At 62.2% G+C, this 24,418-nt stretch carries 23 protein-coding genes and 2 pseudogenes; 11 read left to right on the forward strand and 14 right to left on the reverse strand.

What is annotated here, in order from left to right:
* Positions 1–532 precede the first annotated feature (532 nt).
* From L2Y94_RS11020 to L2Y94_RS11030, 3 genes are read left to right on the forward strand one after another with little or no spacing between them, the layout of a single operon-like run.
* Complete coding sequence (locus tag L2Y94_RS11020; RefSeq protein WP_247366481.1) at positions 533–2,914, forward strand: ABC-three component system protein; 2,382 nt, start codon at positions 533–535, stop codon at positions 2,912–2,914.
* Positions 2,911–3,555 (forward strand): hypothetical protein, encoded by a 645-nt coding sequence (locus L2Y94_RS11025; RefSeq protein ID WP_247366482.1) that lies wholly within the window; start codon positions 2,911–2,913, stop codon positions 3,553–3,555. Before L2Y94_RS11020 ends, L2Y94_RS11025 begins: the two co-directional genes overlap by 4 nt.
* Positions 3,555–6,680, forward strand: coding sequence for an AAA family ATPase (locus tag L2Y94_RS11030; protein WP_247366483.1), 3,126 nt, complete (start codon positions 3,555–3,557; stop codon positions 6,678–6,680). The genes L2Y94_RS11025 and L2Y94_RS11030 overlap by 1 nt, the downstream gene beginning before the upstream one ends.
* Positions 6,681–6,745: 65 nt before the next feature.
* Here the strand turns inward: L2Y94_RS11030 and L2Y94_RS11035 are convergent.
* A pseudogene (locus L2Y94_RS11035) lies at positions 6,746–7,192 on the reverse strand (tyrosine-type recombinase/integrase); the annotation flags it as partial.
* 67 nt (positions 7,193–7,259) lie between these two features.
* On the opposite strand from L2Y94_RS11035, the gene L2Y94_RS21430 reads away from it, so the two are divergent.
* Entirely contained in the window at positions 7,260–7,535 is a 276-nt protein-coding gene (locus L2Y94_RS21430) for a DNA-binding protein (RefSeq protein WP_425602397.1), read from the forward strand.
* Positions 7,536–7,543: 8 nt separating this feature from the next.
* On the forward strand, positions 7,544–8,314 hold the full coding sequence (locus tag L2Y94_RS11040; protein WP_247366484.1) for a hypothetical protein: 771 nt from the start codon (positions 7,544–7,546) through the stop codon (positions 8,312–8,314).
* Between the two features lie 333 nt (positions 8,315–8,647).
* Here L2Y94_RS11040 and L2Y94_RS11045 read toward each other — a convergent pair whose 3' ends face one another.
* The gene (locus tag L2Y94_RS11045) at positions 8,648–9,502 is read right to left on the reverse strand and encodes a hypothetical protein (RefSeq protein WP_247366485.1); all 855 of its coding nucleotides are present in this window, start codon (positions 9,500–9,502) and stop codon (positions 8,648–8,650) included.
* A 59-nt stretch (positions 9,503–9,561) separates the two neighbouring features.
* The gene (locus L2Y94_RS11050) at positions 9,562–10,350 is read right to left on the reverse strand and encodes a hypothetical protein (RefSeq protein ID WP_247366486.1); all 789 of its coding nucleotides are present in this window, start codon (positions 10,348–10,350) and stop codon (positions 9,562–9,564) included.
* Positions 10,351–10,647: 297 nt separating this feature from the next.
* Here L2Y94_RS11050 and blh point away from each other — a divergent pair, with 297 nt between their 5' ends.
* The 5 genes from blh (at position 10,648) to L2Y94_RS11075 (ending at position 14,002) form a co-directional block, all read left to right on the forward strand.
* A complete protein-coding gene (gene blh / locus L2Y94_RS11055) occupies positions 10,648–11,943 on the forward strand; it encodes a bifunctional sulfur transferase/dioxygenase Blh (RefSeq protein ID WP_247366487.1) in 1,296 nt (431 codons plus the stop codon).
* Positions 11,937–12,281, forward strand: a complete 345-nt coding sequence (gene bigR / locus L2Y94_RS11060; RefSeq protein ID WP_247366489.1) for a sulfite-sensing transcriptional repressor BigR — start codon at positions 11,937–11,939, stop codon at positions 12,279–12,281. The genes blh and bigR overlap by 7 nt, the downstream gene beginning before the upstream one ends.
* Positions 12,278–12,685: a YeeE/YedE family protein gene (locus L2Y94_RS11065; RefSeq protein ID WP_247366490.1), complete on the forward strand. Its 408-nt coding sequence runs from the start codon at positions 12,278–12,280 to the stop codon at positions 12,683–12,685. Before bigR ends, L2Y94_RS11065 begins: the two co-directional genes overlap by 4 nt.
* Positions 12,682–13,122 carry a YeeE/YedE family protein gene (locus L2Y94_RS11070; protein WP_247366491.1) on the forward strand — a complete coding sequence of 147 codons (441 nt, stop codon included), beginning with the start codon at positions 12,682–12,684 and terminating at the stop codon, positions 13,120–13,122. Before L2Y94_RS11065 ends, L2Y94_RS11070 begins: the two co-directional genes overlap by 4 nt.
* 316 nt (positions 13,123–13,438) lie before the next feature.
* Entirely contained in the window at positions 13,439–14,002 is a 564-nt protein-coding gene (locus L2Y94_RS11075; RefSeq protein ID WP_247366492.1) for a cytochrome b/b6 domain-containing protein, read from the forward strand.
* Between the two features lie 104 nt (positions 14,003–14,106).
* Here the strand turns inward: L2Y94_RS11075 and L2Y94_RS11080 are convergent, their stop codons facing one another.
* Positions 14,107–15,117: a zinc-dependent alcohol dehydrogenase family protein gene (locus L2Y94_RS11080; protein WP_247366493.1), complete on the reverse strand. Its 1,011-nt coding sequence runs from the start codon at positions 15,115–15,117 to the stop codon at positions 14,107–14,109.
* A 152-nt stretch (positions 15,118–15,269) separates the two neighbouring features.
* Between L2Y94_RS11080 and L2Y94_RS11085 the strand changes: the two genes are divergently transcribed.
* Positions 15,270–16,121, forward strand: a complete 852-nt coding sequence (locus L2Y94_RS11085) for a LysR family transcriptional regulator (protein ID WP_247366494.1) — start codon at positions 15,270–15,272, stop codon at positions 16,119–16,121.
* A 47-nt stretch (positions 16,122–16,168) separates the two neighbouring features.
* Here L2Y94_RS11085 and L2Y94_RS11090 read toward each other — a convergent pair whose 3' ends face one another.
* The 10 genes and pseudogenes from L2Y94_RS11090 to L2Y94_RS11130 form a co-directional block, all read right to left on the reverse strand.
* Positions 16,169–17,131 (reverse strand): MBL fold metallo-hydrolase, encoded by a 963-nt coding sequence (locus L2Y94_RS11090; protein WP_247366495.1) that lies wholly within the window; start codon positions 17,129–17,131, stop codon positions 16,169–16,171.
* Between the two features lie 31 nt (positions 17,132–17,162).
* On the reverse strand, positions 17,163–17,720 hold the full coding sequence (locus L2Y94_RS11095) for an alpha/beta fold hydrolase (protein ID WP_247366496.1): 558 nt from the start codon (positions 17,718–17,720) through the stop codon (positions 17,163–17,165).
* A gap of 143 nt (positions 17,721–17,863) precedes the next feature.
* Positions 17,864–18,202, reverse strand: a pseudogene (locus tag L2Y94_RS21435) (alpha/beta fold hydrolase); the annotation flags it as partial.
* Positions 18,203–18,505: 303 nt separating this feature from the next.
* Positions 18,506–19,300 carry an ABC transporter permease gene (locus L2Y94_RS11100; RefSeq protein WP_247366497.1) on the reverse strand — a complete coding sequence of 265 codons (795 nt, stop codon included), beginning with the start codon at positions 19,298–19,300 and terminating at the stop codon, positions 18,506–18,508.
* Complete coding sequence (locus L2Y94_RS11105) at positions 19,297–19,935, reverse strand: ABC transporter ATP-binding protein (RefSeq protein WP_247366498.1); 639 nt, start codon at positions 19,933–19,935, stop codon at positions 19,297–19,299. The genes L2Y94_RS11100 and L2Y94_RS11105 overlap by 4 nt, the downstream gene beginning before the upstream one ends.
* 51 nt (positions 19,936–19,986) lie before the next feature.
* The gene (locus L2Y94_RS11110) at positions 19,987–20,412 is read right to left on the reverse strand and encodes a hypothetical protein (protein ID WP_247366499.1); all 426 of its coding nucleotides are present in this window, start codon (positions 20,410–20,412) and stop codon (positions 19,987–19,989) included.
* The gene (locus L2Y94_RS11115; protein WP_247366500.1) at positions 20,406–21,092 is read right to left on the reverse strand and encodes an aspartate/glutamate racemase family protein; all 687 of its coding nucleotides are present in this window, start codon (positions 21,090–21,092) and stop codon (positions 20,406–20,408) included. The genes L2Y94_RS11110 and L2Y94_RS11115 overlap by 7 nt, the downstream gene beginning before the upstream one ends.
* 124 nt (positions 21,093–21,216) lie before the next feature.
* Positions 21,217–22,989, reverse strand: coding sequence for an ArnT family glycosyltransferase (locus L2Y94_RS11120; protein ID WP_247366501.1), 1,773 nt, complete (start codon positions 22,987–22,989; stop codon positions 21,217–21,219).
* 150 nt (positions 22,990–23,139) lie between these two features.
* Positions 23,140–23,511: a YciI family protein gene (locus tag L2Y94_RS11125; RefSeq protein ID WP_247366502.1), complete on the reverse strand. Its 372-nt coding sequence runs from the start codon at positions 23,509–23,511 to the stop codon at positions 23,140–23,142.
* Positions 23,512–23,774: 263 nt separating this feature from the next.
* Positions 23,775–24,401, reverse strand: coding sequence for a phosphatase PAP2 family protein (locus tag L2Y94_RS11130; protein WP_247366503.1), 627 nt, complete (start codon positions 24,399–24,401; stop codon positions 23,775–23,777).
* Positions 24,402–24,418: the final 17 nt, after the last annotated feature.

The following is a 24,418-nucleotide window of genomic DNA, read 5'->3' on the forward strand; positions in this document are numbered from 1 at the left end:
CGATTTCATAGGCACCTAATAGCGTACGAGGAATCGGTGAATAGCAAGAGCGACGCACGCAATCAACCTGGGTTGTGTCGCCAATCCCCAGGAAATGCTGATACGTTGGTGGTGTAGCGGCGAAATCGGCTCTGACGTAGCATGCGTGCAGATCGTGCCCAAGTTGGAGTGCTCCGACGTCGGCATCGAGAAGCCTGACCGAGATAATTATGATAGGGAGCTCGATGGTTGCGCTGGCCTTACCCGCTTTCAATGGTTCGGTAACTTCGTGCGCAGCGCTTGCGCGAGCAAGCACACTGCGGATTAACTGCAATGCGCGCCATATAGTGCTCGCCGGATCCAAAACCACAGCTAGTGAGAGAAGCGGGCGCATGAAATCAAGGGGCTGGTGCTTGACCGTGACACCCGGGCGCGGACTTGGCTCAACGTTAAGGTGTGTCTCGTGCGACCTCTATATAGAAACTATCGAGGACAGCCTTCTGCGCCACGCGGAGCCGCAAGCACTAATGAACCATCCAGCTAACGACTTCGCTTGAATAAGACGATGACTTCATTGCCCCTCTTGGACTGGATCAACGCAGCCACTGCTCCCGATGGCGATGGCGTATTTTTCCTGGGCGCCTTCGATCGACGGATCACGTTTTATTCCCAACAAGTACGCGGGCTTCGTCTAGCGCATGCGCTGGATGCGCAGGCTCTCATCGCTAAAACGGACAAGATCGCCGTCGTTGGCGCCGGAGCGGCTGGATTGACCTTCGCGCTCTGCGCGGCTCTGTTGGGGTACGACGTCACATTGTATGATCCGGCGAATGAGGCGCTGCAGCTTCAGAGTGCATCTCCACGCCTGCTGCATCCGCATATTTATGAGTGGCCGAACGTCGGGTCGCTGGACGACAGGGCTGGCCTCCCGCTCCTGGATTGGAAATCCGATACGGGCGGATCCGTAAGCAGCAAGCTTCAGAACGACTTCGCGGCGGCCCTGACAAGGCTTTCGCACCTTCACTTCCAGACCGAACGGAAGCTCGTCGCCATGGAGAAAGCTGGCGCAGACTGGCGCCTTACGATCGATCACAAGGGCACGGAGGAAAAGCGACGGTTCCGGAAGGTGGTCCTTGCGATGGGTTTCGGTGAGGAGTTCCCATGTGCTGACGCTGAGCCTGCCGCTTACTGGAAGCCGAGCGGGATAGGAACGCCCGCGATTGAGCCGTGTAGTGGTGCGAACTATCTTGTCAGCGGCAACGGCGATGGCGGCCTGACTGACACACTCTCGCTCCTGATCCAGAATTTCGAGCATGTGTCGTTCACCCACGATTTTCTGTCGCACATCTCCTCAAATGCGCTCTGCGACGCGGCGATCAATGCTCTCAGCGCCGCATCGTTCAGTGGCGACCTCGAGCCCCAGTTCCACACCATCCTTCGGCCCATCGTCGACGAATACGGTGTGATCGACGCCCTGAGGCGACAGCTTCGCAAAGACCGCACCGTCACCATCAACAGCGATGGACCTCTCCTCGCTCAGGGAAAGGCATCGCTTCTTAACCAGTGCATGGTCTTCGCGACGCTCGAAGCGGCGAAGTTAGAAGCAGTCGGCATAACCCGTACCAGTGGCCGCGTCACCAACGTCGAAAAGACAGCGGCCGGCTTCTTGGTCACAGGGCCATTGATGGGTGGACATCCTCTTCAGGCGAATTTCGATCACGTCATTTTGCGGCACGGTCCTGATCGCGCGACGCGTTACACTCCTGCGAAGGCTTCCTTCGATCTATACGAGGCTCACATCAAGCCCCTGCTCGAGACCACACCATCGCTAGCCAGCCCTCCGACGCTCGATCCGCAGCTGTATGATCGGTTCGAGGATCTCAAAATTGAGCAACTCGTTGATACGGCCTCGCAGGCGGGCTTACTCCAGCAGCAGAAACAAGAGCAATTGCGTGTTGTACTTGAGATCGATGCAGCCGCACATCTTCTGGTGGAGCGCGGGCAGGTCTCCCTGCTTGATGTTGCCGATCAGTGCGAGAGATTGACGGCGCCCGTGACGATCCATTTGGCCCTGCCGCCAAGCGCCATCCCCGATCAGCTTGCATTTTTGCGCTTGAGTCGAGCAAGCAATGGCCTCATCCATCTGACGACGGTGGCGGACCATGCCGCGACATGGACGGCGATCATACCGGGGATCGTCGTAGCATCGACTGGCGATCCGCGGTATCGGGGCAGGGTGCTCGATCCGAACTTCCTGCAGGACAAGCTTGACGCCTGCTTTATGCGCCTTCTCGACGGCTCACTCATGGCGATCATCGCAAGTGGGACTTGCCCCACGTTACACAAGATCGACGAATCTATCCGCAGCGGGGTGGCAAGCACGTGGGAAAACTGGGCAGCCACGCTTCAGGGATCGGCCGCGCTTCGCTTCGATTTCCTGCGGTGGCTGGCCAATATCGAGCAGGGAACTAGAGCGCCCTGGAGCGGCGATCACGCACAACTGCCGCACATGGCGGCCGCCCTGCTATTGGTGCTTGCTGCCCACTTGGAAGAGCCGCTCACGCCGGCATCGATCGAGCGCGGCAATCTGACCTTCTCAGGAAATGCCCAGGCGCTGGGCTCTGGCTGCGCTACGGTCGAAGGTGGGCCGCTCACAATATGGGACCGGCCGGACCAATGGGACGTCGATGCCCTCATTCTTTCCGCGAGTGCCGAGGTTGACGTTTATTCGCCTGATGACACCCTGCTCAATGCAGGGTCCGTTGGATTGGGTATGCGCAGCGCGCGGCGCGTTCGGCCCGCGATCATCCGCAACGACCGCGCTTGGCGCCAGAAGCTCAATGGACCGCTTGCAAGCTGGAGACAAGCCGTGAAGCAGGAATTCGAGGGATGGCGCCAGCGCATCCAGGATCTGGAAGACGAGGTGTCGAGATGAACCCGGCTATGTTCAGCGAGAGGCTCCGTGCGTCCGCAGTCGCCCTGGGCTGGCAGACGTCAGTGGTGGACACATTCACTGCGCGACAGTTTCGAGGGCATGCCGAGGTAACCGAGAAAAGTTTGCCTAAGGATGCCATTGGATTGCGCCTGGGTGATTATCCGATCCTAGTCGCCTCCATCGAGCTTGGCGATCTCGACAGGATGCACGCATCGCTCCGCAGCCTCCACACTCAAATGGTGATCGCCCGCTCCTACATGGCGGCCGAGGAGGTAATCAACGCGCATATCATGCTCATTGCACTGGCTCCCGATCCGCTGCAGGATTGGCGCGGTGCGCTCGACCTGACTGAACGCGATGAGACTGTTTGCCGAAAGTTGATCTGGACCCCAAACCCGAACGACCTCGACCAAAGCTATGCGTTATTCGCAGCTAGGACTTTCCTCGCTACACCGTGGAAGAGCGCGCCGAACGTCCAGAGTGCCCCTCTCGATCGTAATCAAGGGCTAGTCATACGCACGCTCGAGAAGCACGGCCTGTCTAAGGAAGCAGCGGTGCACTGGGTCGGTCTCGCAAACCAGATTCATGATGACCCCGATAATTTGGTCGCAGCCCTGACGGCGGTGCGGGAGCCCTCATAATGGACGACAGCCTCTACCTCACCAATATCCGGCTCTCGCAATTTCGAAGTTTTGCGGAGCTCAACATTGACTTGCCGGCAGAGCCGTCTGTTCTCATTGTTCATGGCAGCAATGGCCTCGGAAAATCGTCGCTATTCGACGCGCTCGAATGGACATTGACTGACAGGATCGATCACTTTCGCAACGTCAATGGCGTGAAGAGAGTCGGAAAATATCTCTGCCGCTGGCGCAATGGGGATGGTGGTCCGACGAGCGCGACCATGACGTTCAGCGATGGCGGCTCGATCGAACGCATGCTGTCTTCTGCCGAGGCCACGCAGTCCACACGCGGCGGAAATATCGAAGATATCGGCGCCTTCCTCAAAGCGCCGACCTGGGGGCATACAATCCAGTCGCTGGAGCATTACCTGCTGCTCACGCACTTCCTGGGCCAATCCACTCTGTCGCGACTCACACACAGGACAGCGGCCGAGCGCTTCGAGATGCTAAAGGAAGCCGCGCAAAGCCGGGAGATCGAGGAGCTTGCCATCGTTCTGCACGGCAAGGGCAATACGACAGCTTCAAAGGCATTCAGCCGACGCATTGACCAGCTCGAAAAGGAAGTTGTCCGGCTCGATGAGCTCCTCGCGCAGGAGGCTGAGCTTTGGGAGGGAGCCCAGGCACAAGGAGCGCTCGATTCTACGGGCACGGCGACCCTCGGTCGGTCACTCTTGCTTGAGATCGAGGCTGCGCGCACAGAAATTGCGCTACCGCTCACTCGGCAGGCAACTGCTCCGATCGATCTTGGCGAGCTTACTGCGATATGGAATGAAGCTCGGGCCCAGGTTCGCAATAGGGAAGCGCAATTGCGTCGCGCAGAGCAGCTTGTCGAGGAGGCCGGACGTCGTACAACGTTACTGGCCGAGACTGGTGCGGCGCTCGGGGAAACTCAGGCTGAGCAGATGCGATTGGCAGCACGATCGCAGGAGTTGGCGGCAACCCGTATTCAGCGGCAGGAGGTCGCGACACAGGCACTTGAGATCCAGGCGTCTGCTGTTGTTCGCCTCAATTTGCTCAGCACGCTGCACGCCGCTGTCGAACATTATCGCGAACAACGTAATGCGGCGGTGGAGGCTGCCGTTAGCGTTCACGCGGCCGAGGCGGCCCATAAGGCCGCCGAAAGGGAGGCGTCAATGCTCGATCGGCGCGGAGCGGTCGTTGCGAGGCTTCGAGTGGATGCCGATCGCGTCACCGAAGAGCTCGCCGGCATGCACCGACAACGGGACATGTGCAAACAGTGGCTTGATCGCGCCAAAGAACTAGACCAACTGCATCGCGCCCTCGATCACGATCGCGCCAGCTTTCCCGACATCGAACGGGATGTCCGCGAGCTGGAAATCTCCGAGCGGAGCGCACGGTCGCGGGAAGTCAGCCAGAGAGAGGCGCTTCATAAGCTGCAAGAGATTACGGGGGCGATCTCACAGGCAGTAACAACAATTGCGACCCAGCTCCCGGAGGATGCGTGCAACTGCCCGGTCTGCGCCACTCGTTTCAATGAGCCATCCCTCCTGCGCGAACGAGCGTCGGGCGCGGCGGAACGCCTGGCACCGCTCCTCCTGGCGCAGGAGCAGCAAGTGGCCCGCGCTATAGAAGAGCGCGAAGCACTAACACGGAAACTGGGCGAGCAGCGCGCGGTACTGGCCAGTATTCGCGACACCAAGGAGAGGATCGTCGCCGAGGCTGCTGCGAATGCCGACCTAGGAGCCCTCTTTGGAGTGGTGGGCACGCTTGACGTTGCCATGGTGACGCGACTGCACAACGACGCATTGCAAGGTGCCGATCGCCTGTCATGGCGCCTTCGACGCCTGGAGTATTGGCGGCAACGCCTGACTGATGTTTCCGGCACTCCGCTTGCTCAGGCATTAGCCGGGGCGGTCAAACGTCGGGATGACCTCGCCCGTGTCAAGGAGTCTTCCGGCCTCCGTGCAGCCCTCGCACACCAGGCCGCCGAGGCGACACTGGTCAACGTCGTCGCGCACGAGGAGATGCTTGGATTGGACTCCACGGCGGTTAATCACGATCATCAGGACGCTTACATTGCCGGAGAGACAGCGCTCGCGCGGGCCAAGACGGGGGCGGATCAGGCTATCAAGGCATTGACTGAGACCGACGCCGCACTATCGGAAGCAAGGGCGCAGGATGCAAGTCTCACGGCGCGCATCGCGGACCTGACTCTTCGCATAGCCGACTACCGCAAAGCGTTTGACGAAGACCGACACGCATGGACCGAGCTCGGCTTCACGGGCGCGCAACCCAATCAGATGGAGGCGAATGGCGGCAAGGCGGCTCTCATCCGTGCGATCGAGCGCATGGACCGCGCGAAAGATATGTTGCGACAGCTCGCCGATAGCGCGGCGGCCTGGGCGCGGCAGGAAAGCCATCGCTCGGCCCTTGAGCGCTTACGCGAAGCAATCGATGGTGCCCCAAATAGCAGTCGCGACCAAATCCGCACGGCGGCTGAGACTGTCGTCGGCACGCAACGCCGGCTGAAGGAAGCGACGACGCAAACCAAGGCGATCGCGCGCGCGGCCAGTTCCGATATCCTAGACCAGGTGGCCGACTTCAACGCTGCCTATATTGAGCCGCTAGACGACCTGATGAAGCAGATCAATCTTGCAATCTTGTGCGACCCGCGGATTGGCATCGACCTACAGGTAAAGAACAAGAAAATCGAGCAGGTTGCATACAAGACTGGCGAAGTCTCCGCGGGGGCGGGTGATATCGACCCCGCCCTTGTTCACAGCGAGGGGCAAATGGCTGCGCTTGGGGTCAGCATGCTTGCAGCGGCGAGCCTCACTTATCCTTGGTCACGCTGGCGTGCGCTGATTCTTGACGACCCCCTGCAGCACAATGATGCCATTCACGCGTCGGCCTTCGCTGATCTGATGGGCAATATCGTCAAGGATCGCCGCTATCAGCTGTTGCTCTCGACCCATGATGTCGCGCAGGCAGAGTTCCTCAGGCGCAAGTTCGACTCGCGCCGGATTCCATGTTCCCTGCTAAACCTTCTAGGTACCGGTCGGGAAGGGGTCGAATGGACGCTTCGCCCGCCACGCACCGCAGTTCCAAACGCCGCTGCGGGATAGCCGTTCGGAATTATCCGCCGGTCATCAAACGCTCGAGCAGCCATCGCAAGTGACAAACAGAGGCCTCACGAATCAAGGAGTCGTGCTGCCGGATTGTCAGCGACTCCCCCTGACTGGAAGTAACCCATCACACTAGACACGGCGCGATGCTCGGTCATCGCCATGATCGCCGGCAGCGGGACACCCTGCCGACTGGCCTCGGTCACAAAGCCTGACCGGAGGCTATGCCCACCAAAATCTCCTTCCAGACCCGCGAGCTTGGCGCGTCGCTGCACGATCTCGCCCACCGCAGCCGCTGAGAGGGCAGAGTCCACACGCTGCTTCCACAATCGCCGAAAAATCGCTCCTTCTCTAATTCCGGCCGCAGTCAGCCAGGCCTCCAGCGCCTGAGCCGCTCGATCCAGCACCGGCTTGTCCGGTGTCGAGCCGGCGGTGACGCCGCCTTGCTGGGTCTTGCTGTGTTCCAGGCGGTAGATGTACGCCTGCGGCCCGATCCGGCGCAGGTCGCGCAGACGATAATCATCACTTATCGCGAGTACGAATTCAAAGGGCAGGGCGGTCGATCAAGGAGAACCTTTTATGGGACACGGGATCACCGAAGCGCAGGTTCATGCCGCAGCCGATGCGCTTGTCGAGGCGGGCGATCGGCCAACGGTCGAGCGTATTCGAGCCCATCTAGGTACGGGTTCACCCAACACGGTGACTCGGTACCTTGACAGCTGGTGGGGAGGACTAGGCGTTCGGCTGGCGGCAGTGCGGGCGAGTGCCGCGATCCCAGCAGCCCCAGCGGAAGTAGTGGACCTGGGGCATCTCGCTGGTGGGAAGCCGCTCTGTCGGCCTCGCGGAGCCATATAGAGAGTGAAATGGCATCGGAACGAGCCGCTATTGCGAGCGCCCAGGCCGCACTGGCGGACGATGCCGAGGCTCTCCAGTCACGCCTTGAAGATGGGCTCGCCGCTGCGTCCCAGGCGGACCAAGCGCGTCTTCTCGCCGAGCAGCGTTTGGAGGATCTGACGGGTATCGCCGCTGAACTGCGCTTGCAGCTGACTCGAGCCACGACCTTACTTGACGCTGCCGAGGCGCGCGCTAACAGGCTGCAAGGCGAGCTCACGGCCCACGTTCAGCAGCTGCAGATACGGGAAATCGACTTTTCCGAGGAGCGACGCCTTCAAGCGGAGCATTTGCGTGGGGTCGAGAATCGCGCGCATACGGAAATTGACCGAGCACGCCAGGAGTCCCGAAAACTTAAGAAGCTTGTCGACGCCGGTCTGCGCGCGAAACAGGCCGCAGACGAAGGCTACCGGGAGCGCGAAGAGACCCTGCGGCGACAGCTGGCTGATGCTCAACGCGACGCCGCCGTGGCTCGTGCGGAAGCTAATACGCTGCTTGCAGCGCGGAAGCTTGAAACGGCCGGCAGAGGGAAGAAGAAATCCAAAGCGCCAACGACCGCGAAACGCGCATCGCATAATGTATATTATGTCAAATCACGTAAGTGCCTTTGCGCTGCGTTGGCTCTCCTCCTACGCAAGGCTATTCGTTGTCACCTCGCCGTTGAAGATGGCCAGTATCCGGTTAAACATGTCGCGACCGCCCTTACTGTCGCGAAGCTACAGTTCCACTTGGTAAATCAGTAGCTTACCCTAACGAACTTAATCCTCCCGATCCGCTCCGTCGCGAAACGAAACACGTCGCGAACTAACGCCCAAAGCCGGCTACTTGATTCGGCATCCGTAAATGACGATGGGATGTGCACGGTCCAGGGCGCGTCCAGCATGCTTCCGTGGTCCCCGGCTTCATCGACGAGCCAGGGAGGCTCACGCCACGGACGGCCAGGAAGAGATGGCCGCCAACATCCCTGCTCTTCGTGCTGAAGTCGTACGGCTGTTCCATCCCGAAGCGCTATGCCTTGTCGGCCCCATCGTGCCGCAACGAGACCAGCTTCAGGAACGCTTCGTGCTGGTAGCGACTCACTTTCCGGGCCTGTCGCTGTTCCGACCGGCGGCCGAGGCGTTTGTAGCTGCCACAATGGCCAAATTAGCGGTGCGATAGAGCTCTTCCGAGAGCGATTCGTATGCCGCCTGGTCATCGCCCTCGAATCCAAGGTCATTCCATGACCCCATGCCTCCGAAGACCCAGGAGGACTGGGCAGCCGAGAGCAGTTGGATAGCCTCCAAGGGGATGAGGGAAGCATTGGCGAATTCCTTGTGGAAGGCATGGACCGGAGAGGCTGCTGCAAGGTCCTCTAGCCCCCTGGCAAAGCAGGTCGCGAAATTGGGCAGCCCGTGTGCAGTCGCAAATGCCTCGATTCGCTCGAGGACATCACCTAAGTCGCTCCGAAGCGTGTGCAAGTCGCTCGGCACGTCTGCGCCGGGCGCTTGATCCTTTGCGACTCTCCCGTACGTTACTTGCCATATCCGTTGGTCCGCTCGCTGCCGGTCGCCCACCGTCCAACGAGCCTCCCAATGGTCGGAGCCGTTAGGTCCGTTGGCATGTACCCGCCATCGCCCTCCCCCTCCGACGAAGCCAACGAGCATCCTGTCGGTGACTTTCGCTCCATCCGCGTTGGGGATTCTGGAGGCGCCGTACGACATACGCAGTTCACTGACATTTCGTTCTTTCAGGTAACAGAACCATCCCGCGGGATCATCGGCCACCTGTCTTTCGGACCAGCCGGTCGGCGTCTTGTCCAAGTCCACGAAGCGGACGAACTCGCAGAACGTCATGGCGCTATGCACGCTGTCCAGACCAGGCGATCTGATACCTCGCAGGGCCGCATTTCCTTCGAGAACGAGCGCGATAACTTGGGCGATGGTTCCTTGCATGTTGATCTAGAGCTCCAAGGGTTGGACTGACCAAAGGACGGTTACTAGCGCACCCACTCTCAGGGCTCGGGCTCATACCTGAGCAACTGGGCGCCGGGGAAATAATTCCCGTAGTACTCCCCTGCCCGGCACTCCGGGTGCGCTTCGAAGTCGATATACGGTGCCGAGCAATAAGGGCACCGGAACGGATTGGTATATCGGAAGCGTGTCCCATCGGGTGCCAGCGGCAGCGCAGCCTCCAGCGCGGCTAGCTCGGTAGGGTTCGGTGTGGACAAGGCCGCCGGACAACCGGGCACGCGGTCACTCACCGTCAGCGTGTGCTTTCCCGAGTCCGAGTAGAAGTAGCCCACCTGGCTGAACCCGGCATGGAAAGAGCGTACGTGGAACGACGTGTGGCAGTCATCGCACTCGCATGAGAGCACAATGTCGCCGCTAGTCACGTGGCCGGTGAAATGCAGCCCTCTTGCAAAGAGTCCCTTGCCGCGAAACTCGGCGTTATTCACCTTCGCGCCCGACAGAAAAAAGGGCTGAAATCGGATCCCCGTCGCTTCCCCGCGAGCAAAGGCTTGCGGATCGAACTTGGAGGAGCTGGTCACCACGCAGTCCACTTGGCATCCCAGTCCACCATGGACACGAACCGAAAAGTGATACCACCCAGCGACCGGGCCCAATGGGTGCTCGTGCACCACACCTTGGCGGTCGATGAATTGAACCATTCCGCCGGCCTCCACTTCTACCGCCGGGTTCTTTTCACAAGGTAGTTCTGCCTCCTCGACCCTGGTGATTTCCCTACCCTTCACTCGCACGGATAGAAGTGGCGCATGGCTCTTCTTGAGAAATGACAACATGGCTTTCCTAAGCAGCGTAGCACTCAAAAAAAACCTGCCCCTTCCACTGCGCAGGCAGGACTCCCCACTAAAATTTTTGAATAATCTTTCGCCTACCTGCCGAGCCGCCGCTACCACGCGCGATCGATACCTGAGCCGAAGTGGTTGCTGGCAGACGTTATGCCACTGATGGCTTCACCGCAACGTCGGCCAGGCGGGAGGCCGATATTGGTCCATATCGAGGGAAAAGCAGAGGTTGCAGGCTTATAGATATATATTATACGATATTGCATATTAATTGGCTTTGGAGAGCGTGCCATGCGTCTGGTGAAGATAGATGACCACCTTTCGATCATGGCCCAACCGTCGCTCGCCGACTTTGCACGGCTGGCCGAGGCGGGCTTTGGTCGCGTGATCAATGCGAGGCCAGACGGCGAAGAACCGGGACAGCTCGGTAACTCCGCCGAGGCAAATGCAGCGCGAGACGCCGACCTGGACTACAGCTTCCTGCCCGTCACCGGTTCGACAATTACGGAGGCCGATATCCGGGCCTTCCAGCAAGCGCTGGCAGCGACGAAGCGGCCAGTCGTCGCGCACTGCCAAACCGGCTTGCGTGCCTTGACGCTCCACGTGCTCGGCGAGGTTCTGGACTGCCGTATGAGCGCCGGGGATGTCGAAGCCTTCGGTGTCGCCCATGGCATGGATCTGTCCGGAGCCGCGCGCTGGCTGGCACGCGAGGCGACACGCGTTCCCAGAGTCCGGGGCTTTTTCGACCCACGTACCGGCAGCGTCCAGTACGTCGTCAGCGATCCCGCGACGAAATGCTGCGCCATCATCGACCCCGTGCTCGATTTCGACGAGAAGTCCGGCTCGACCGCGACGAGCAGTGCCGACGCCCTCCTCGCTTACGTCGAGACGGAGGGACTGACCGTCCAATGGATTCTCGACACCCACCCCCACGCCGACCATTTCTCCGCCGCCCCTTACATCAAGAAAAAAACCGGGGCGCCCATGGCCATTGGGGCGCATGTCACGGACGTGCAGTTGATTTGGAAAGACATCTACGACCTGGCCACATTGCCTGCCGATGGTTCGCAATGGGATCGCCTGTTCGCTGACGGAGACACGTTCACGATCGGCTCGATCGAGGGCCGCGCGCTTTTCTCACCGGGTCATACCCAGGCGTCCGTCACCTATCTGATCGGCGACGCGGCTTTCGTGCACGACACGGTCTTCATGCCCGATTCGGGAACCGCGCGCGCGGATTTCCCTGGCGGCGATGCAAAAGCCCTCTGGGCATCGATCCAGGCGATCCTGTCCCTGCCGGGCGAGACCCGGCTGTTCACAGGCCATGACTACCAGCCTGGCGGTCGCCATCCCCGCTGGGAAAGCACGGTCGCAGATCAGGCAAGATCCAATCCGCACCTGGCCGGCATCGACGAGGCTGGCTTTGTACGTTTGCGTGAAGCCCGCGATCGTACGCTGCCCATGCCGAAACTCATTCTTCCCGCCATCCAGGTGAACATCCGCGGAGGCCGCCTGCCCCCACCCGCGGCAAACGGAACGCGCTACCTCAAGCTTCCGATCGATCGGCTGGAGGGCGCGGTATGGTGACCAAACCCATGGGATTACCACGGGCTCGCATGGCGCGGCAGGACATGGAACAGCGCGCCGGCGACGTGGCGGGCCTCCTGAAAACCCTGTCGCATCCCGTGCGGCTGATGCTGGTCTGCACGTTGGTGGAAGGCGAGTTCTCCGTCAGCGCTCTCGAGGAACAAATCGGCGTCGGCCAGCCGACGCTCTCCCAACAATTGGGCGTTCTGCGCGGGGCCGGCATCGTCGAGACGCGCCGCGAGGCCACGCAGATCTTCTATCGGCTGACGGACGCGAAGGCCACCCAACTTATCGGCGCTCTCTATCAGATCTTCTGCGCACCTGAGAACGCGCCATGAGTGGCTATGGGCATCCGCTGCTCGGGGGCATGTTGCTCGGCGTCGCCTCGATGCTCTTGCTTCTCCTGAACGGACGCATCGCCGGCATCAGCGGCATCGTCGGCCGTCTCCTGCAAGGTCAGCGCTTTCTCGAAAACGCCGCCTTCGTGATGGGCCTATCGGCCGGGCCGATCGCCTATGCGGCGATCTTCGGCGCGTTTCCCGTCATCACCATCACGGCCTCATGGCCGGTCCTTATCGTCGCGGGCCTGCTCGTCGGCGTAGGCACCCGGATGGGTGCCGGCTGCACGTCCGGACATGGCATCGTCGGTGTCGCGCGTTTCTCCCGTCGATCCATCGTCGCGACCGCCGTCTTCCTGGGCAGCGGAATCCTCGTGGCAACGCTCACGGGTCCGGTCCGATGAATCGCCGTCACGTTCTCCGCATCGTCACCGCGCTATCGGCAGGTCTCGTCTTCGGCTTCGGCTTGTCGCTCTCCGGTATGGTCGATCCCTCCCGTGTGCTGGGCTTCCTCGATGTCGCCAGCGCCCATTGGAATCCTAGCCTGCTGTACGTCCTCGGTGCTGCCGACACCGTGGCGATACTGGGCATTTGGCTGCAACGCCATCGCGCGCATCCCGTTCTGGACACGGAATTCCATCTTCCGAGCCACCGAGTCATCGACCGACGCCTCTTGGGTGGCTCGGCATTGTTCGGGGTCGGCTGGGGACTGGCCGGCCTTTGCCCCGGCCCGGCCGTCGCAACCCTGGCGGTCGGACTCGTCCCGACCGCCATCTTCGTCGTGGCTATGGCCGGGGGGATGCTGTGCTATGAGTGGCTTGACCCCACGCCATCGCGATGAACCTCGAATCGCTCGGCCTGCGGTAAGCGCGATGTCGCGCAAGGGCGGCACCCGGAGCACGTAGTCATTGCTCACCGTGCCCATTGTCGCCGATTGACCAAGATCAATGCGCGCGCGCAGGCACGAGCCCCTAATAGCTCAGCAGCGACACGTGTCCAGCCGGGCACCCGTTACGCCGGAACTTCAGCACGTTCCTGACGGTGTCCATCGCGCGGAGTATCCCATGGTCGTATCACCCTCCACGGATCGAGCAGATACCGTGCGGACGTCCCGAATTCTTGTATGGGACCTGCCAGTTCGGCTTACCCATTGGCTGATGGCTATCAGCTTCTTCACCGCGTACCTGACCGCCGAAGATGACGAGCTCCGATGGCTTCATGTCTCGGCGGGCTATACGCTGGCGATACTCGTGGGGTTTCGGCTCCTTTGGGGAATCATCGGCAGCCGCTACGCACGGTTCACGAATTTCGTGCGCGGTCCTCGTGCCGTTCGTCGCTACTTTCATTCGATAGTCGTCGGGCATCCCGAGCATCATGTTGGACACAACCCCGCGGGTGCGCTCGCCATCGTCGCCTTGCTTGGCATGGCCATCCTCGTCGCTGCATCGGGCTGGGCTACGTATCGCCAGGACGACCAGGGTTGGATAGAGGAAGCTCATGAACTAGCCGCCAATCTCATGCTTGCCATCTTAGGCGTGCATGTCCTTGGCGTCCTCACGGGAAGCTGGTTCCACCACGAGAACCTGATCGGCGCCATGTTTACCGGACGGAAACCGGGCGATCCGAGCCAGTCGATCGGGCGGTCCATGTGGCCTGTCGCCGTCGCCCTGCTGGCGTTACTGATGGGATTCTGGTGGAGCCAATGGTTATCCGGGAGTTGAGCTGCCTCGCCCTTCGCGAGGTGGGCGTTCCGGCCAAGCGCGTTCCCTGTGAGAGAAAGCCACCGGCAGGTTCGCGCACGTCCGGGAAAGCGTGGCCAACTCGCTCAGGATCGCCCGCTGTCGATGCTTATCACCACTTTGCCCTGCGCCCTGCGTTGGTCGATCAAGGCGTGGGCTTCGTCGACCTCGCCCAGCGTGAACTCGGTGGGGTCTAGCCGCGGCGTGATCATGCCCGCGTCCGCCAGCCGGGAGGCTTCACGAAGGATGTCGCCGTGGTGGGCCTTGCCTTCGCCGGTCAGCAACGGCAGCAAGGTGAAGACTCCCGAATAGCTCGCGGCACGGAACGAAAGCGGTGCCAGCGCGTGCGTGCCCCAGCCCAGCGAACTAACCACGTGGCCGAACCGCGCCACGGCCTTGAACGACGCATCCAGTCGTGAACCACCCACCGTGTCGAAAACCACGTCGAACCCACGCCCGGCGGTATGGATAGCGACATAATCCTCGACCGTTTCCCGCTCATGGTCGATCGAAGTCGCCCCGAGTTCCCGGCTGATATGTGAGCGTTCGGCGGCATCGGTCGAAAAGACGACCGCGCCGAAGGCGCGCGCGATCTGGATAACCATGCTGCCGACGCCCCCCGAGCCGCCCTGCACCAGGACGCTTTGGCCTGCGCTTACGTGCGCGCGGTCGATCAAACCTTCCCATGCCGTGATGAAAATCAGTGGCAACGAGGCCGCCTCCCGCATGCTGAAATGCGAGGGCTTCGAGGCCAGCAAGCTCGCGTCCACCGCGGCATACTCGGCCAGCGAGCCTTGGACGCCACCCACTCCGCCGGTCATGCCGTACACCTCATCACCGACGTGGAACGTGGAGACGCCCGGCCCCACCTCGACGACGACGCCCGCCATATCGAGGCCCAGAACGGCAGGCAGCGGATGGCGAGCGTGTTCCGCCGTACCGCCACGAATCTTCAGGTCGAGCGGATTGACGCCGCTGGCCATGATGCGAACCAGCACCTGCCCCGGCTGCGGCACGGGGCGTGCGATCGAAGCCAGGCGAAACGGGGCGCCGTAGTGGTCCAGAACGGAAGCTTGCATATCGAAAGACGGGGTCATGGCATATCCGACGGGGGGAAGACGTGACGATCAAGCTACGCCCATCCGCTCGCATGGGTAATAAAAATGTATGCATTCAAGTCATGCATAATTGAATGGCAACTCGGCCCAACCTTTCGCTGGGCCGCTTGACCAACCTCCACAGGTGCGTAATGGATTGGAGCGATCTACGGGTCTTTCTCGCCATAGCACGCGAAGGCACGCTGGGTGCGGCCGCACGCAAGCTGGGCCAGACACAGCCAACCATGGGCCGCAGGCTGCAGGCGTTGGAGGAGGCGCTTGGGCACAAGCTGTTCCAGCGCACCAAGGACGGCTTCGTGCTTACCGCGGAAGGCACCGTGGTACTCGGCCACGCGGAACGTGTCGAGGAAGAGACGCTCGCGCTACAGCGCCAGCTTGCCGGCCAGGAACGTGAGCTCGACGGGCTGCTGTGCATCACCGCCTCCGACTGGTTCGCCGAACACGTGCTGACTCCGGTGCTGGCGGATTTCGCCCTGGAGCATCCCCGCGTCACGATCGAACTCCTGACCGATTCCCGCTTTCTCAGCCTGTCGCGCCGCGAAGCCGACCTTGCCTTCCGGATCAGGCCATTCGACGAGCCCGACGTGGTCTCGCGCCACCTGCTCGACATGCGTTATGGGGTGTATGCCCATACGACCTACCCCCTGCCCCAGGCGTTCGATGGCGAGGGTACCGGTTTGATCATCATGGACACGGCGTTCGGCGGGATGCCCGATGTCGGGTGGCTACAGCGCATGCTCCCCAACGCGCGCGTGGTCTTCCGCAGCAATGCGCGTACGGTGCAGGCGAACATGTGTCGCCATGGCGTCGGTGTCGCGGTACTGCCACGCCCTTTGGGCGATGCGATCGCCGACTTGCGGCGCATCGACCTGGGGGAGGATCCACCGACGCGAGAGACCTGGATGGGTTATCACCGGGACATGCGCGGCCTTGCCCGGCTGCGGGCCCTGCTGGATCGGGTCATCGCGCAACTCGCCGACTGAGTGCCGCACGACATCTTACGCGTCACGCATCTAACGGTTTATCGCAGTCAAAATCGGTCAAGGTCGGACGCGAAACGAATCGAGCCATGGAAGTTCGCGCTGATTTCCTTGGTCAATCGAGTTATTTGATCGGCTTGTCCCGTCGAACCGCCGAAATGTGTCAGGACCAACGCGCGGACGCCGGCGTGCTCGGCCAGGGAACCGACCTGCTCGGGGGGCAGATGCTCTTCGGTGAAGTGGTCGCGTACGAATTTGTAGGTGCCTTTTGATATGCGGGGCCGGTCGCGCTTTAGCTCGTCGAGCGCCGTATCCGCATCCATGATCTCGCTCACCAGGAGATCAGCTCCATGGGCCAGCTTTTCTACGTCGACGCTTGGGCCCGTATCGCCGGTGTAGACGATGGATCGATCCGGCAGGTCAAAGCGATAGGACAGCGAGACCGGTTTCGCGCCTGATCCGCGCCAAAGAAGGTAGTGGCTGTTGCTTGCAGTGGTGACTTTTACGTCTCCCAACGTAACGGACGAACCGTTGTCGAGTTCGACGACTTTATAATCGGACGGTTTCTGTGGAAGCAGCGCGCTGCCAGGCTGCATGGCGGACCGGAGACCGTCGACCATCGCCTTCGTTCCGGGCGGCCCGTAGATCGTCATCAACTTCCTGCCGGGGCCGCCGCCCTGGTCACGCATGCCGAGGAATGCGAACAGGCCACCCGTATGATCGAAATGGAGATGGCTGATGAAGACCGTGTGGATACTATCGATCGGTATGTGCGCCTTCGCGAGTTGCTCAGCGGTGCCATCACCCACGTCCACGAGAATCGGCTGGCCCTGCCAGAGAAGAACGTGCGCAGGTTCTGAGCGCGTCGGGCTTGGGATCGGGCCAGCCTGGGTGCCAAGCTCGATCCAAACGGATTTCGCCGGCTCTGCCCGCGCCGCTCCGCAACTCAACGCCAGCAAGGTGCAAAGCAGCGACCGTGACGTTGGCTTTGCCTTAAATCTCAAGGTAGACATTGGAATATCCTCTGCAGGAAGCCGCAGTTCACTAGGCGCCTAAACCCTTCGCCCACCTGCCAAGCACCTTGGCAAACAACACGGGATCGGACTCGTGCATGGTGTGCGCCGCGGCGGGAAGATCGACATACTCCAGCGGTTGACCCGTGGCAGCAATCAACTCTCGCACCTTGGTCATCTGAAAGTCGGAGATGGCGCCAATCAGGTGACCGGTAGCGTGGTCGATGTTGCGGAAGTGATGGGTCACGAGTACCGGAACCTTGACCTGTGAGAGCATGCGCTGGTGCGGGCAGCTTTGACCGACCGTGCCCTCGTGAAACGCGCGCGCCCACTCGGGATCGTACTCCTTGAGGTTTTGCGGCGGCTCAGCTGATTTGCCTCCGCCAAGCGCAAGCCCTCCGCGTTGTCGGGCGCGTGCAGCCAGCAGACCACCCCAGTCGCCGACGCTCCACTGGTCTCCCAGGTATCGCGACAAGCCTTCGAAGAGCGGTCCCGCGGCTTGGCGGATGGATTGGCCGTAAGGTGGGTTGTACTCGGACGCGAAAAGGGGCGGATCCTCGTAGTGCGAAGCGCGTATCTGGCCCGGCATGGCGAATGCGGAAAGGCAGCAAGACAAAACCCCGCCCGAGGAACAGCCGCTCGTGATCGTAGCCGTTGGATAACCAGGCTGATGAAACGGACCAGGTCGGCGCCCATGTTGTCGTAGGTATAACGTCCCGGCGTCCAGGTCGTCCGGCCTTGCCCGCGCAGGTCCACGCAGAATACCTGAAAATCGGGCGCCAACAGGCCGATGGCCTTCTCGTAAGCCCACCATGACTCGGTTTGACCGGGAATCAGCAGCAGCGCGGGTTTGCTGGCGGATCCAGCCGTCACATAGTTCATGGTGACTTCGCCGAGATTCACCATGTGCTCTTCATACGCATGCTTGACGAAGATGTTGCGAGCCGGCGGTCCTGCGGCCGCCGATCCTGCCGCAGCTTTGGGTGCGACTGCGGCGGTCGCGAGAAGAAGAGGTGCACTAACGGCGACCTGCATCAACGCACGGCGATACGTATCCGTTGTTTCGGACATCTATCGTTCTCCTTCAATGAGGGCGATTTGATGCCATGACCACGCCTCGTAGGGCGGCGATAGCGCAAAGCCTCCCGATCCACAGGGTGGGCGGCCGCATTCTCCGTGGCTTCATGGGAATCCTTCGCGGAAAGGTAAACACTCAGGAGCCCTTGCCGCACGGCATGGATGGCCGAAAGAATACTTTCCTATGAGAAAGCATGACCGTCTCCGTGCGAACAGGCGATGCAGAGACTAGGTCCAAATTGTTAGCGAACTATGTCGTGTGCCAATGAAGTTGTTACAGGTTGTTTCCCGGCGAACCTACGCACCTCGCAACCGGTCGAGGCGTAGCCTCTGGCGCTCGTCGGCGAGCTGCCTTATTACGAGCCGCGCGGACACCACGGCACCGAGGCCGCTCCCGCCGGCCAGCAACAGCATCAGCACGATCTGGTAGGTCGCCGCCTGCAGGGGATCCATGCCGGCCAGCACCTGGCCGGTCATGATGCCCGGCATGGTGATGATGCCCGCCGCGCTCATCTGGTTCACCAGCGGGACCATCGCACGTCGTATCGCGCGCCGTTGGAGATGGCCGATCGCCACGCTGAACGTGTGCCCCAGCATCAGGCGCGCCTCGATCGCCGGGGCCTCGACCGTCACGCCCTCGAGTATCTCGGCCATGCCCAGGCTCACCGCGTTCAACACGTTGCCCAGCAGGATGCCTGCCACGGGCACCACGAAGCGCGGCGACCAGCCATCGTCACCGGGTAGCAGGGAGATGAGCGCAAAGACACAAGTCAGCAGCGCCGGCGCGGCGACACTGATGAGGCTGGTGAGGTAATGGGTGCGCCGCAAGCGCTGTTGCGGCCGCGCGCCGGCCTCGCGGGCCGCTGCCAGGGTCATGAGCAGCACGAGGGCGGCGGTGAGCCATAGCGCATCGATGGAGAAAACGGTGCGCAGGATGAAGCCGAGCGCAACCAGTTGGAGGATCATGCGCGCCGCCGCGACGGCCAGCGAGCGGTGTATGCCCAGACGCAGCACGACCGAGAGCGCGCCGTCGAAGACCAGGATGACGCTGGCGACGGCCACATCGACCGCACTGAAAGTGACGGCGTTCATCCAGGCTGGAGGCTCCCGTCCTTCAACAGGTAAATACGCGTGGCCATGCGCGATGCCTGGCCGGCATCGTGAGTGACGAGCAAGATGCCCGTGCCTTTGCCAAGCAGCCCCTTTAAGCACGTCTCGACCGCCGATGCCGCCTCCCGATCGAGACCACTTGTCGGCTCATCGAGGAGGAGGATGTCCGGGCGCTCGACGATGGCGCGAACAAGTGCCAGCCGCTGTTTCTCACCGGTCGACAGATGGGCCACCGCGCGACCCATGATGTCATCGGGTAAGCGGAGTTCCCGGCAGAGAGCCGCAACGTCCGCCCGCGTGGCATCCGTGAAATGTTCACCTGCGGTGGCGGCCCACCAACCGGCTACCGCGGACACGAGCATGACCTGCCGCCGCCAGTCCGGCGGTGACATGCTGTCCCGTTCCACGCCATCCAGCGAAACGCTTCCTTCACCGGGATCCAGATCGGCGAGGAGGCGAAGCAGGAGCGTCTTCCCTGCGCCCGATGCGCCCATGACGGCCACGCACTCGCCGGGGCGCAGATCGAACGACACCGGGCCGATGCGATGGCTTCGCAATGCGTTGACGGCAAGGCCGGGTCCGCTCATGTGCATGGGGATGGTGTCGGCATTAGCCATTCGAAGATCGCCGCCAGCAGCGCGTTCGAAACGAGGTGGCGTCCATGATCGTCACCGTGCGGGACTCATTTCGAAATAGCCGCGCGGAGCGCTTCCTTCCAGCCCCAGGCTGAAGTAGTCGCCCTTCACCGAAGGACCGCCAAGCGAACCTCTCAGCCAGAGATACGCATCACACAACTCGTTGCGCCCCATCGTCAGCTGACTGCCTTCGATCCGATACGAGAGCGGGTCCGAGGCCGGAAAAAAATGGGGGTCGCGGGTCTTTGCCGAAACGACCTTCAGGACCTTCCATTCGCCGCGCATGCAGGATCTGGCGGGTTTGTCGGTGAACTTCACGGTGAGCGTCGCGACGACGACGTGCTCGGGATTCTCGATGGAGAGAGTCCACTTCCCGGGAAGCTCGTCGCCGAAAGCGACATCGGAAAGAAAGAAGCCTGCGCCAATGAGCAGGGCGCCGAGAAGGGATTTCGTCACCATGCCCACTCCATCGCGGCTTCGCAGTGAACCAACGTCGTATCGAACACCGGCACGGAGACGTTCCCCTGATCGAGCAACATCCCCACCTCCGTGCAGCCGAGGATAAGGCAATCCGCCCCTCGCGCCACGAGCCGCTCCGCGATGCCGACATAGGCCTGCCGGCTCGCCTCGCTGACGATCTGTCGGCATAGCTCGTCGTAGATGATCCTGTGTGTTTCCGCGCGGTCGGCTTCGTCGGGCAGGATCACGTCCAGCCCGGCCTCGGCGAGGCGATCGGTGTAGAAGCTCTGCTCCATCGTGAACGCCGTCGCCATCAGGCCCGGTGATCGCAGCCCGGCCGCGGCGATGCGGGATGCGGTGGCGTCGGCGATGTGCAGCAGCGGGATGCCCACGCCGTCCATCATCTGAGCCGCCACCGTGTGCATGGTGTTGGTCGCAAGGATGAGCAGTTCGGCCCCGCCCCGTTCGAGGGCTTTCGCCTCCGCGTTCAGCCGTTCGCCTGCCCTTCCCCACTCGCCCGCCATCTGCAACGCCTCGATGTCGGCGAAGTCGACCGAGCGGATCAGCAACTCCGGCGAGTGGAGGCCACCGAGACGCTCGGCGGTCAGGCGGCAGAGTTCGCGGTAATAGATCTGCGTGGACGCGGCGGACATGCCTCCGAGGATGCCTAGGGTCTTCATGGTCGCCGTCGTTCCTCGCACGCTTCATGGCTCAGGACGGAAGAAGATACATGCAAGACCCGCCGCTTGGAGCGACGGCCGGGCGCTGGTGAACGTCTCGACGGTGGGCCACCCGGGCGCCCCATCACTGCACGATATCCGGCCTCCAACCGCATTCCCACGCCTGGCGCCATAGGAGCATCCGTGGCTGGTCGGTCGTGGCGTCCAGTGTGTGAGGCCCGGCGCCGAGCGACCATGACGTGCCGGGGCGCTGCCCATCGATGGAGACGGGAACCTCTCGCCGACCGTCCGTCACGATGTAGTCGCCGGCTAGGTCCAGGTCGAATCGCTGTCGGCTGGCGGACGGAACCAGCGACAAACCCGCCATGCGTACGCCCGCCGTGCCCGGCCGGTAGTTACGTTCGATGAACGCCTGCGCCGCTGGCGGGTAGCGGTCGTCGAGCGCCGTCATCGTATGGTTCGCGATCAGCGCAGCGGCGATGTCGTCGGGTAGGCGTCCGTTCTCGAAGCGCTGCCGGGCCAGGCTCTCGATGACCGGGTAGTACGGTCTCCGGCGGAAAATGCTTCCGCTCTTCGCGTCCATCAGCATATCGGTGGGGATGGTGCACGCGAGCACGACGCGCAACTGGGACTGAAATCCGGCCAGGGCATCGTGCCAAGGCGGCGCGTGCCTGATCACCAACGCCGCTTCCGCGAGCGCGACGACGGACACGAGTGCGACCTTGCCCTTGGCTGGCACGACGGCCGTACGATCGACGAGGCCCACCAGCGAAAGCACCGCCATCGGGATCACGGGCAGGAAATCCTGCTCGGTCGGCAGCGGCCAGGCGATCCAGATCATCAGCATGAAAAGCAGCGCGTGCACGCCGAGAAACGCCTGCCATCTCGCCGTCGCGTCGATCAGTCGGGCGCGCCATGCCGTCCAGGCAAGCACTCCGAGGGCAACCAGCAGGTAGCCGAAAAGGTGCCAGGGACGCCCCGAAACGCCGGTGGGAGCGAGGTTGTACGCCACGATGTCGTACCAGGCCGGTGCTGTGTCGTGGTGCGATACCAGCCATAGGACGAACGCCCCCGGAACGACGAATACACCCGCGAGCAGGGCCAAGGCATTCGTCGACGCGACGCGGCGGCTTGCCCGCCACGGCACGGCCCAAACGGCCGTCGCGACCGCGATGGCCATGGCCGCCAACGGCAGCGTCTTTTGCGACACGGATAACGCCGCACCGAACATCAGGCCACTCGACAGCCAGCGCCACGGTCGCTCCCGCGCGAGGACGGCGATCGCCGTACCGGAGAGCCACAAGGCCGCCCACAGATCGTCCGTCCGGAACTCGCCCGACTTGATGAACACGATGGGAAACAGGCCAACGAGAAGCGCCGTCGCGTCGGCGACCCCGCGCGAATAGAGCCGTCGCGCGATGAGCCAGGTCGCCACCAGCACGAGCGCATACCAGGGCACGACGGCCAGCCGAAGACACCACAGGATGTCCGGGCGCTCGCCGAGCGCGGATAGCAGGACCGAATACATCGTGCTGAAGAGCGGTCCGTGATTGTCGAAGACATCGCGGTACGGCATGGCGCCCTGCGCGATGCTCCACGCCACGTGGGCATGCTGCGGCTCGTCGGAGTTCAGCGGAGAGGCGGACAGCCATGAAAAGCGGATGCCGAGCAGGGCGACGAGACCGCCCACCCGCATGGCAATGAGCTGCGTCGAGCGATGAGCACTCGCAGCTCGCTCCGACAAGCCCACGGGATAGTCGACTAACACGTCACTCTCCAAACGGCGGCACCTGCCAAACCCGCTAGAGCGCGAACACGGCTTCGATACCGAAGGCAAACGAATTAATGAGTGCCGTACGCCGCCGTCTTCCGTGCGTCCGTTGAATACGTCGTCCACGTCGCAGGCCAGGTCGCGCGGAACAGGACCTGGAACGACGGTACCGCCGTGAACTTTCCACCTCCTTTCTGGTGGTTTGCTCGCAGTCCCAGGCTATCCAGCGGTCGCCAGGAGGCGACGATGCATGCCCGCCCGACCCCGCATCCCGTCCTAGGGGACGAGATAGAAATCCATGGGAATCAGTTCGACAGCCCACCCACCCTCTTCGCCCAGCGTCGCCGCCGGGTGCATGGACGCGATGCGAAGCGCCTCTTCCTGGCTATCCGCCTCGATGATGAAGAGGCCGCCGACGATCTCCTTCGACTCGGTGTAGGGTCCGTCGCTCACGCGCGTCTTGCCGCCTTGCGGGCGAAGCGTCCGCCACTGCTCCAGGTCGCCGAGGGAGGCCGAGACCAGCATCTTGCCGGTGGCGCGCATCTTCTCGTCCAACGGGGGGCATTGGCTGACCAGCGCCTTGACGGCCTCCGGCGCCATGGCATCGAATTTTTCAGGGGTGAAATAAGCCAGGCCTAGGTACTTCATGGGAGGTCCTTTCTTGGGTGGATGCACTGACGACGAACCGGACGGCCGGAAATCGACAGCATGACGGGACGAATTTCCATCCCGGAGCGTCACCGGACAAAAAAGCTCGCCAAGGCGCACCCTACCCTCGCCTCACCCGGTCATCCTGGTCAACCGTTCTCGATAAACGAGCGCCTGCCTGCCGGGCGCGAGGCAGCCTGGCGCCCGGCAGGTTTCCATCGTCGATAGGCCGAACCTCGGTGACTCCTGGCGTTACCGGGGTATCAGCGGAAATGGTGCACGAACCCTACCCTGAAGCCGCCAGGGAGCAGGCTGAGCACGAAGGGCGATTCGGTGCGACGGCTGCTCCACCAGCCGATGCCGAATCCCAAGGCAGCGCCTGCGAGAACGTCGCTCTGCCAGTGCCCCTGCACCTTCACCCGGGCGATCGCGTCGTAGGCAGGCAACAACGCCAACGCGTACACCATGGGATGGTCTTCGCCGTAGTTGACGATGAAAGGCGTCACCGCCGCGGTGATCGTCGATACCTCACCGCTGGGGAAACTCCTTCCGCCGGATTTGAACCAGCGGTTGGGGTCGTTCGTCTGTTCAGGGCGCTCGCGTCGGAATACGTGCTTCATGACGGTCACGGTTCCGGTCGTCACGACGATCGAGTCGACGGACCGCCAGAAGGTGTCACCCAGGGGATCGTTGTCGCCTTTCGCCAGGGCGCCGATGCCCACGGTGAGGAGGGTGCCGTAAAGCAGGACATGCTGGTTGGAACGTTTCCAGATGCCACTGTCGTCCCTCGCCACCCGATGATCGATGCCGAACGGGCCGCCGGACGCGTAGACCACGGGCGATACGGCCAAGAGCAGAACGATGGCGAGACTCGCTGATAATCGTCGCATGACACCCCTTCCATCGG

Source organism: Luteibacter aegosomatis, from assembly GCF_023078455.1.
GTDB lineage: Bacteria > Pseudomonadota > Gammaproteobacteria > Xanthomonadales > Rhodanobacteraceae > Luteibacter > Luteibacter aegosomatis.

Excerpts from the sequence above, each read along its gene's own strand:
- L2Y94_RS11095 (WP_247366496.1), bottom strand. The coding sequence starts at position 17,720 with ATGCCGGGCCAGATACGCGCTTCGCACTACGAGGATCCGCCCCTTTTC.
- L2Y94_RS11105 (WP_247366498.1), bottom strand. The coding sequence starts at position 19,935 with ATGGCTAATGCCGACACCATCCCCATGCACATGAGCGGACCCGGCCTT.
- L2Y94_RS11100 (WP_247366497.1), bottom strand. The coding sequence starts at position 19,300 with ATGAACGCCGTCACTTTCAGTGCGGTCGATGTGGCCGTCGCCAGCGTC.
- L2Y94_RS11125 (WP_247366502.1), bottom strand. The coding sequence starts at position 23,511 with ATGAAGTACCTAGGCCTGGCTTATTTCACCCCTGAAAAATTCGATGCC.
- L2Y94_RS11085 (WP_247366494.1), top strand. The coding sequence starts at position 15,270 with ATGGATTGGAGCGATCTACGGGTCTTTCTCGCCATAGCACGCGAAGGC.
- L2Y94_RS21430 (WP_425602397.1), top strand. The coding sequence starts at position 7,260 with ATGGGACACGGGATCACCGAAGCGCAGGTTCATGCCGCAGCCGATGCG.
- L2Y94_RS11130 (WP_247366503.1), bottom strand. The coding sequence starts at position 24,401 with ATGCGACGATTATCAGCGAGTCTCGCCATCGTTCTGCTCTTGGCCGTA.
- L2Y94_RS11030 (WP_247366483.1), top strand. The coding sequence starts at position 3,555 with ATGGACGACAGCCTCTACCTCACCAATATCCGGCTCTCGCAATTTCGA.
- L2Y94_RS11110 (WP_247366499.1), bottom strand. The coding sequence starts at position 20,412 with ATGGTGACGAAATCCCTTCTCGGCGCCCTGCTCATTGGCGCAGGCTTC.
- L2Y94_RS11065 (WP_247366490.1), top strand. The coding sequence starts at position 12,278 with ATGAGTGGCTATGGGCATCCGCTGCTCGGGGGCATGTTGCTCGGCGTC.
- L2Y94_RS11045 (WP_247366485.1), bottom strand. The coding sequence starts at position 9,502 with ATGCAAGGAACCATCGCCCAAGTTATCGCGCTCGTTCTCGAAGGAAAT.
- L2Y94_RS11070 (WP_247366491.1), top strand. The coding sequence starts at position 12,682 with ATGAATCGCCGTCACGTTCTCCGCATCGTCACCGCGCTATCGGCAGGT.
- L2Y94_RS11050 (WP_247366486.1), bottom strand. The coding sequence starts at position 10,350 with ATGTTGTCATTTCTCAAGAAGAGCCATGCGCCACTTCTATCCGTGCGA.
- L2Y94_RS11025 (WP_247366482.1), top strand. The coding sequence starts at position 2,911 with ATGAACCCGGCTATGTTCAGCGAGAGGCTCCGTGCGTCCGCAGTCGCC.
- L2Y94_RS11075 (WP_247366492.1), top strand. The coding sequence starts at position 13,439 with ATGGCTATCAGCTTCTTCACCGCGTACCTGACCGCCGAAGATGACGAG.
- L2Y94_RS11115 (WP_247366500.1), bottom strand. The coding sequence starts at position 21,092 with ATGAAGACCCTAGGCATCCTCGGAGGCATGTCCGCCGCGTCCACGCAG.
- L2Y94_RS11040 (WP_247366484.1), top strand. The coding sequence starts at position 7,544 with ATGGCATCGGAACGAGCCGCTATTGCGAGCGCCCAGGCCGCACTGGCG.
- L2Y94_RS11090 (WP_247366495.1), bottom strand. The coding sequence starts at position 17,131 with ATGTCTACCTTGAGATTTAAGGCAAAGCCAACGTCACGGTCGCTGCTT.
- bigR (WP_247366489.1), top strand. The coding sequence starts at position 11,937 with ATGGTGACCAAACCCATGGGATTACCACGGGCTCGCATGGCGCGGCAG.
- L2Y94_RS11080 (WP_247366493.1), bottom strand. The coding sequence starts at position 15,117 with ATGACCCCGTCTTTCGATATGCAAGCTTCCGTTCTGGACCACTACGGC.
- blh (WP_247366487.1), top strand. The coding sequence starts at position 10,648 with ATGCGTCTGGTGAAGATAGATGACCACCTTTCGATCATGGCCCAACCG.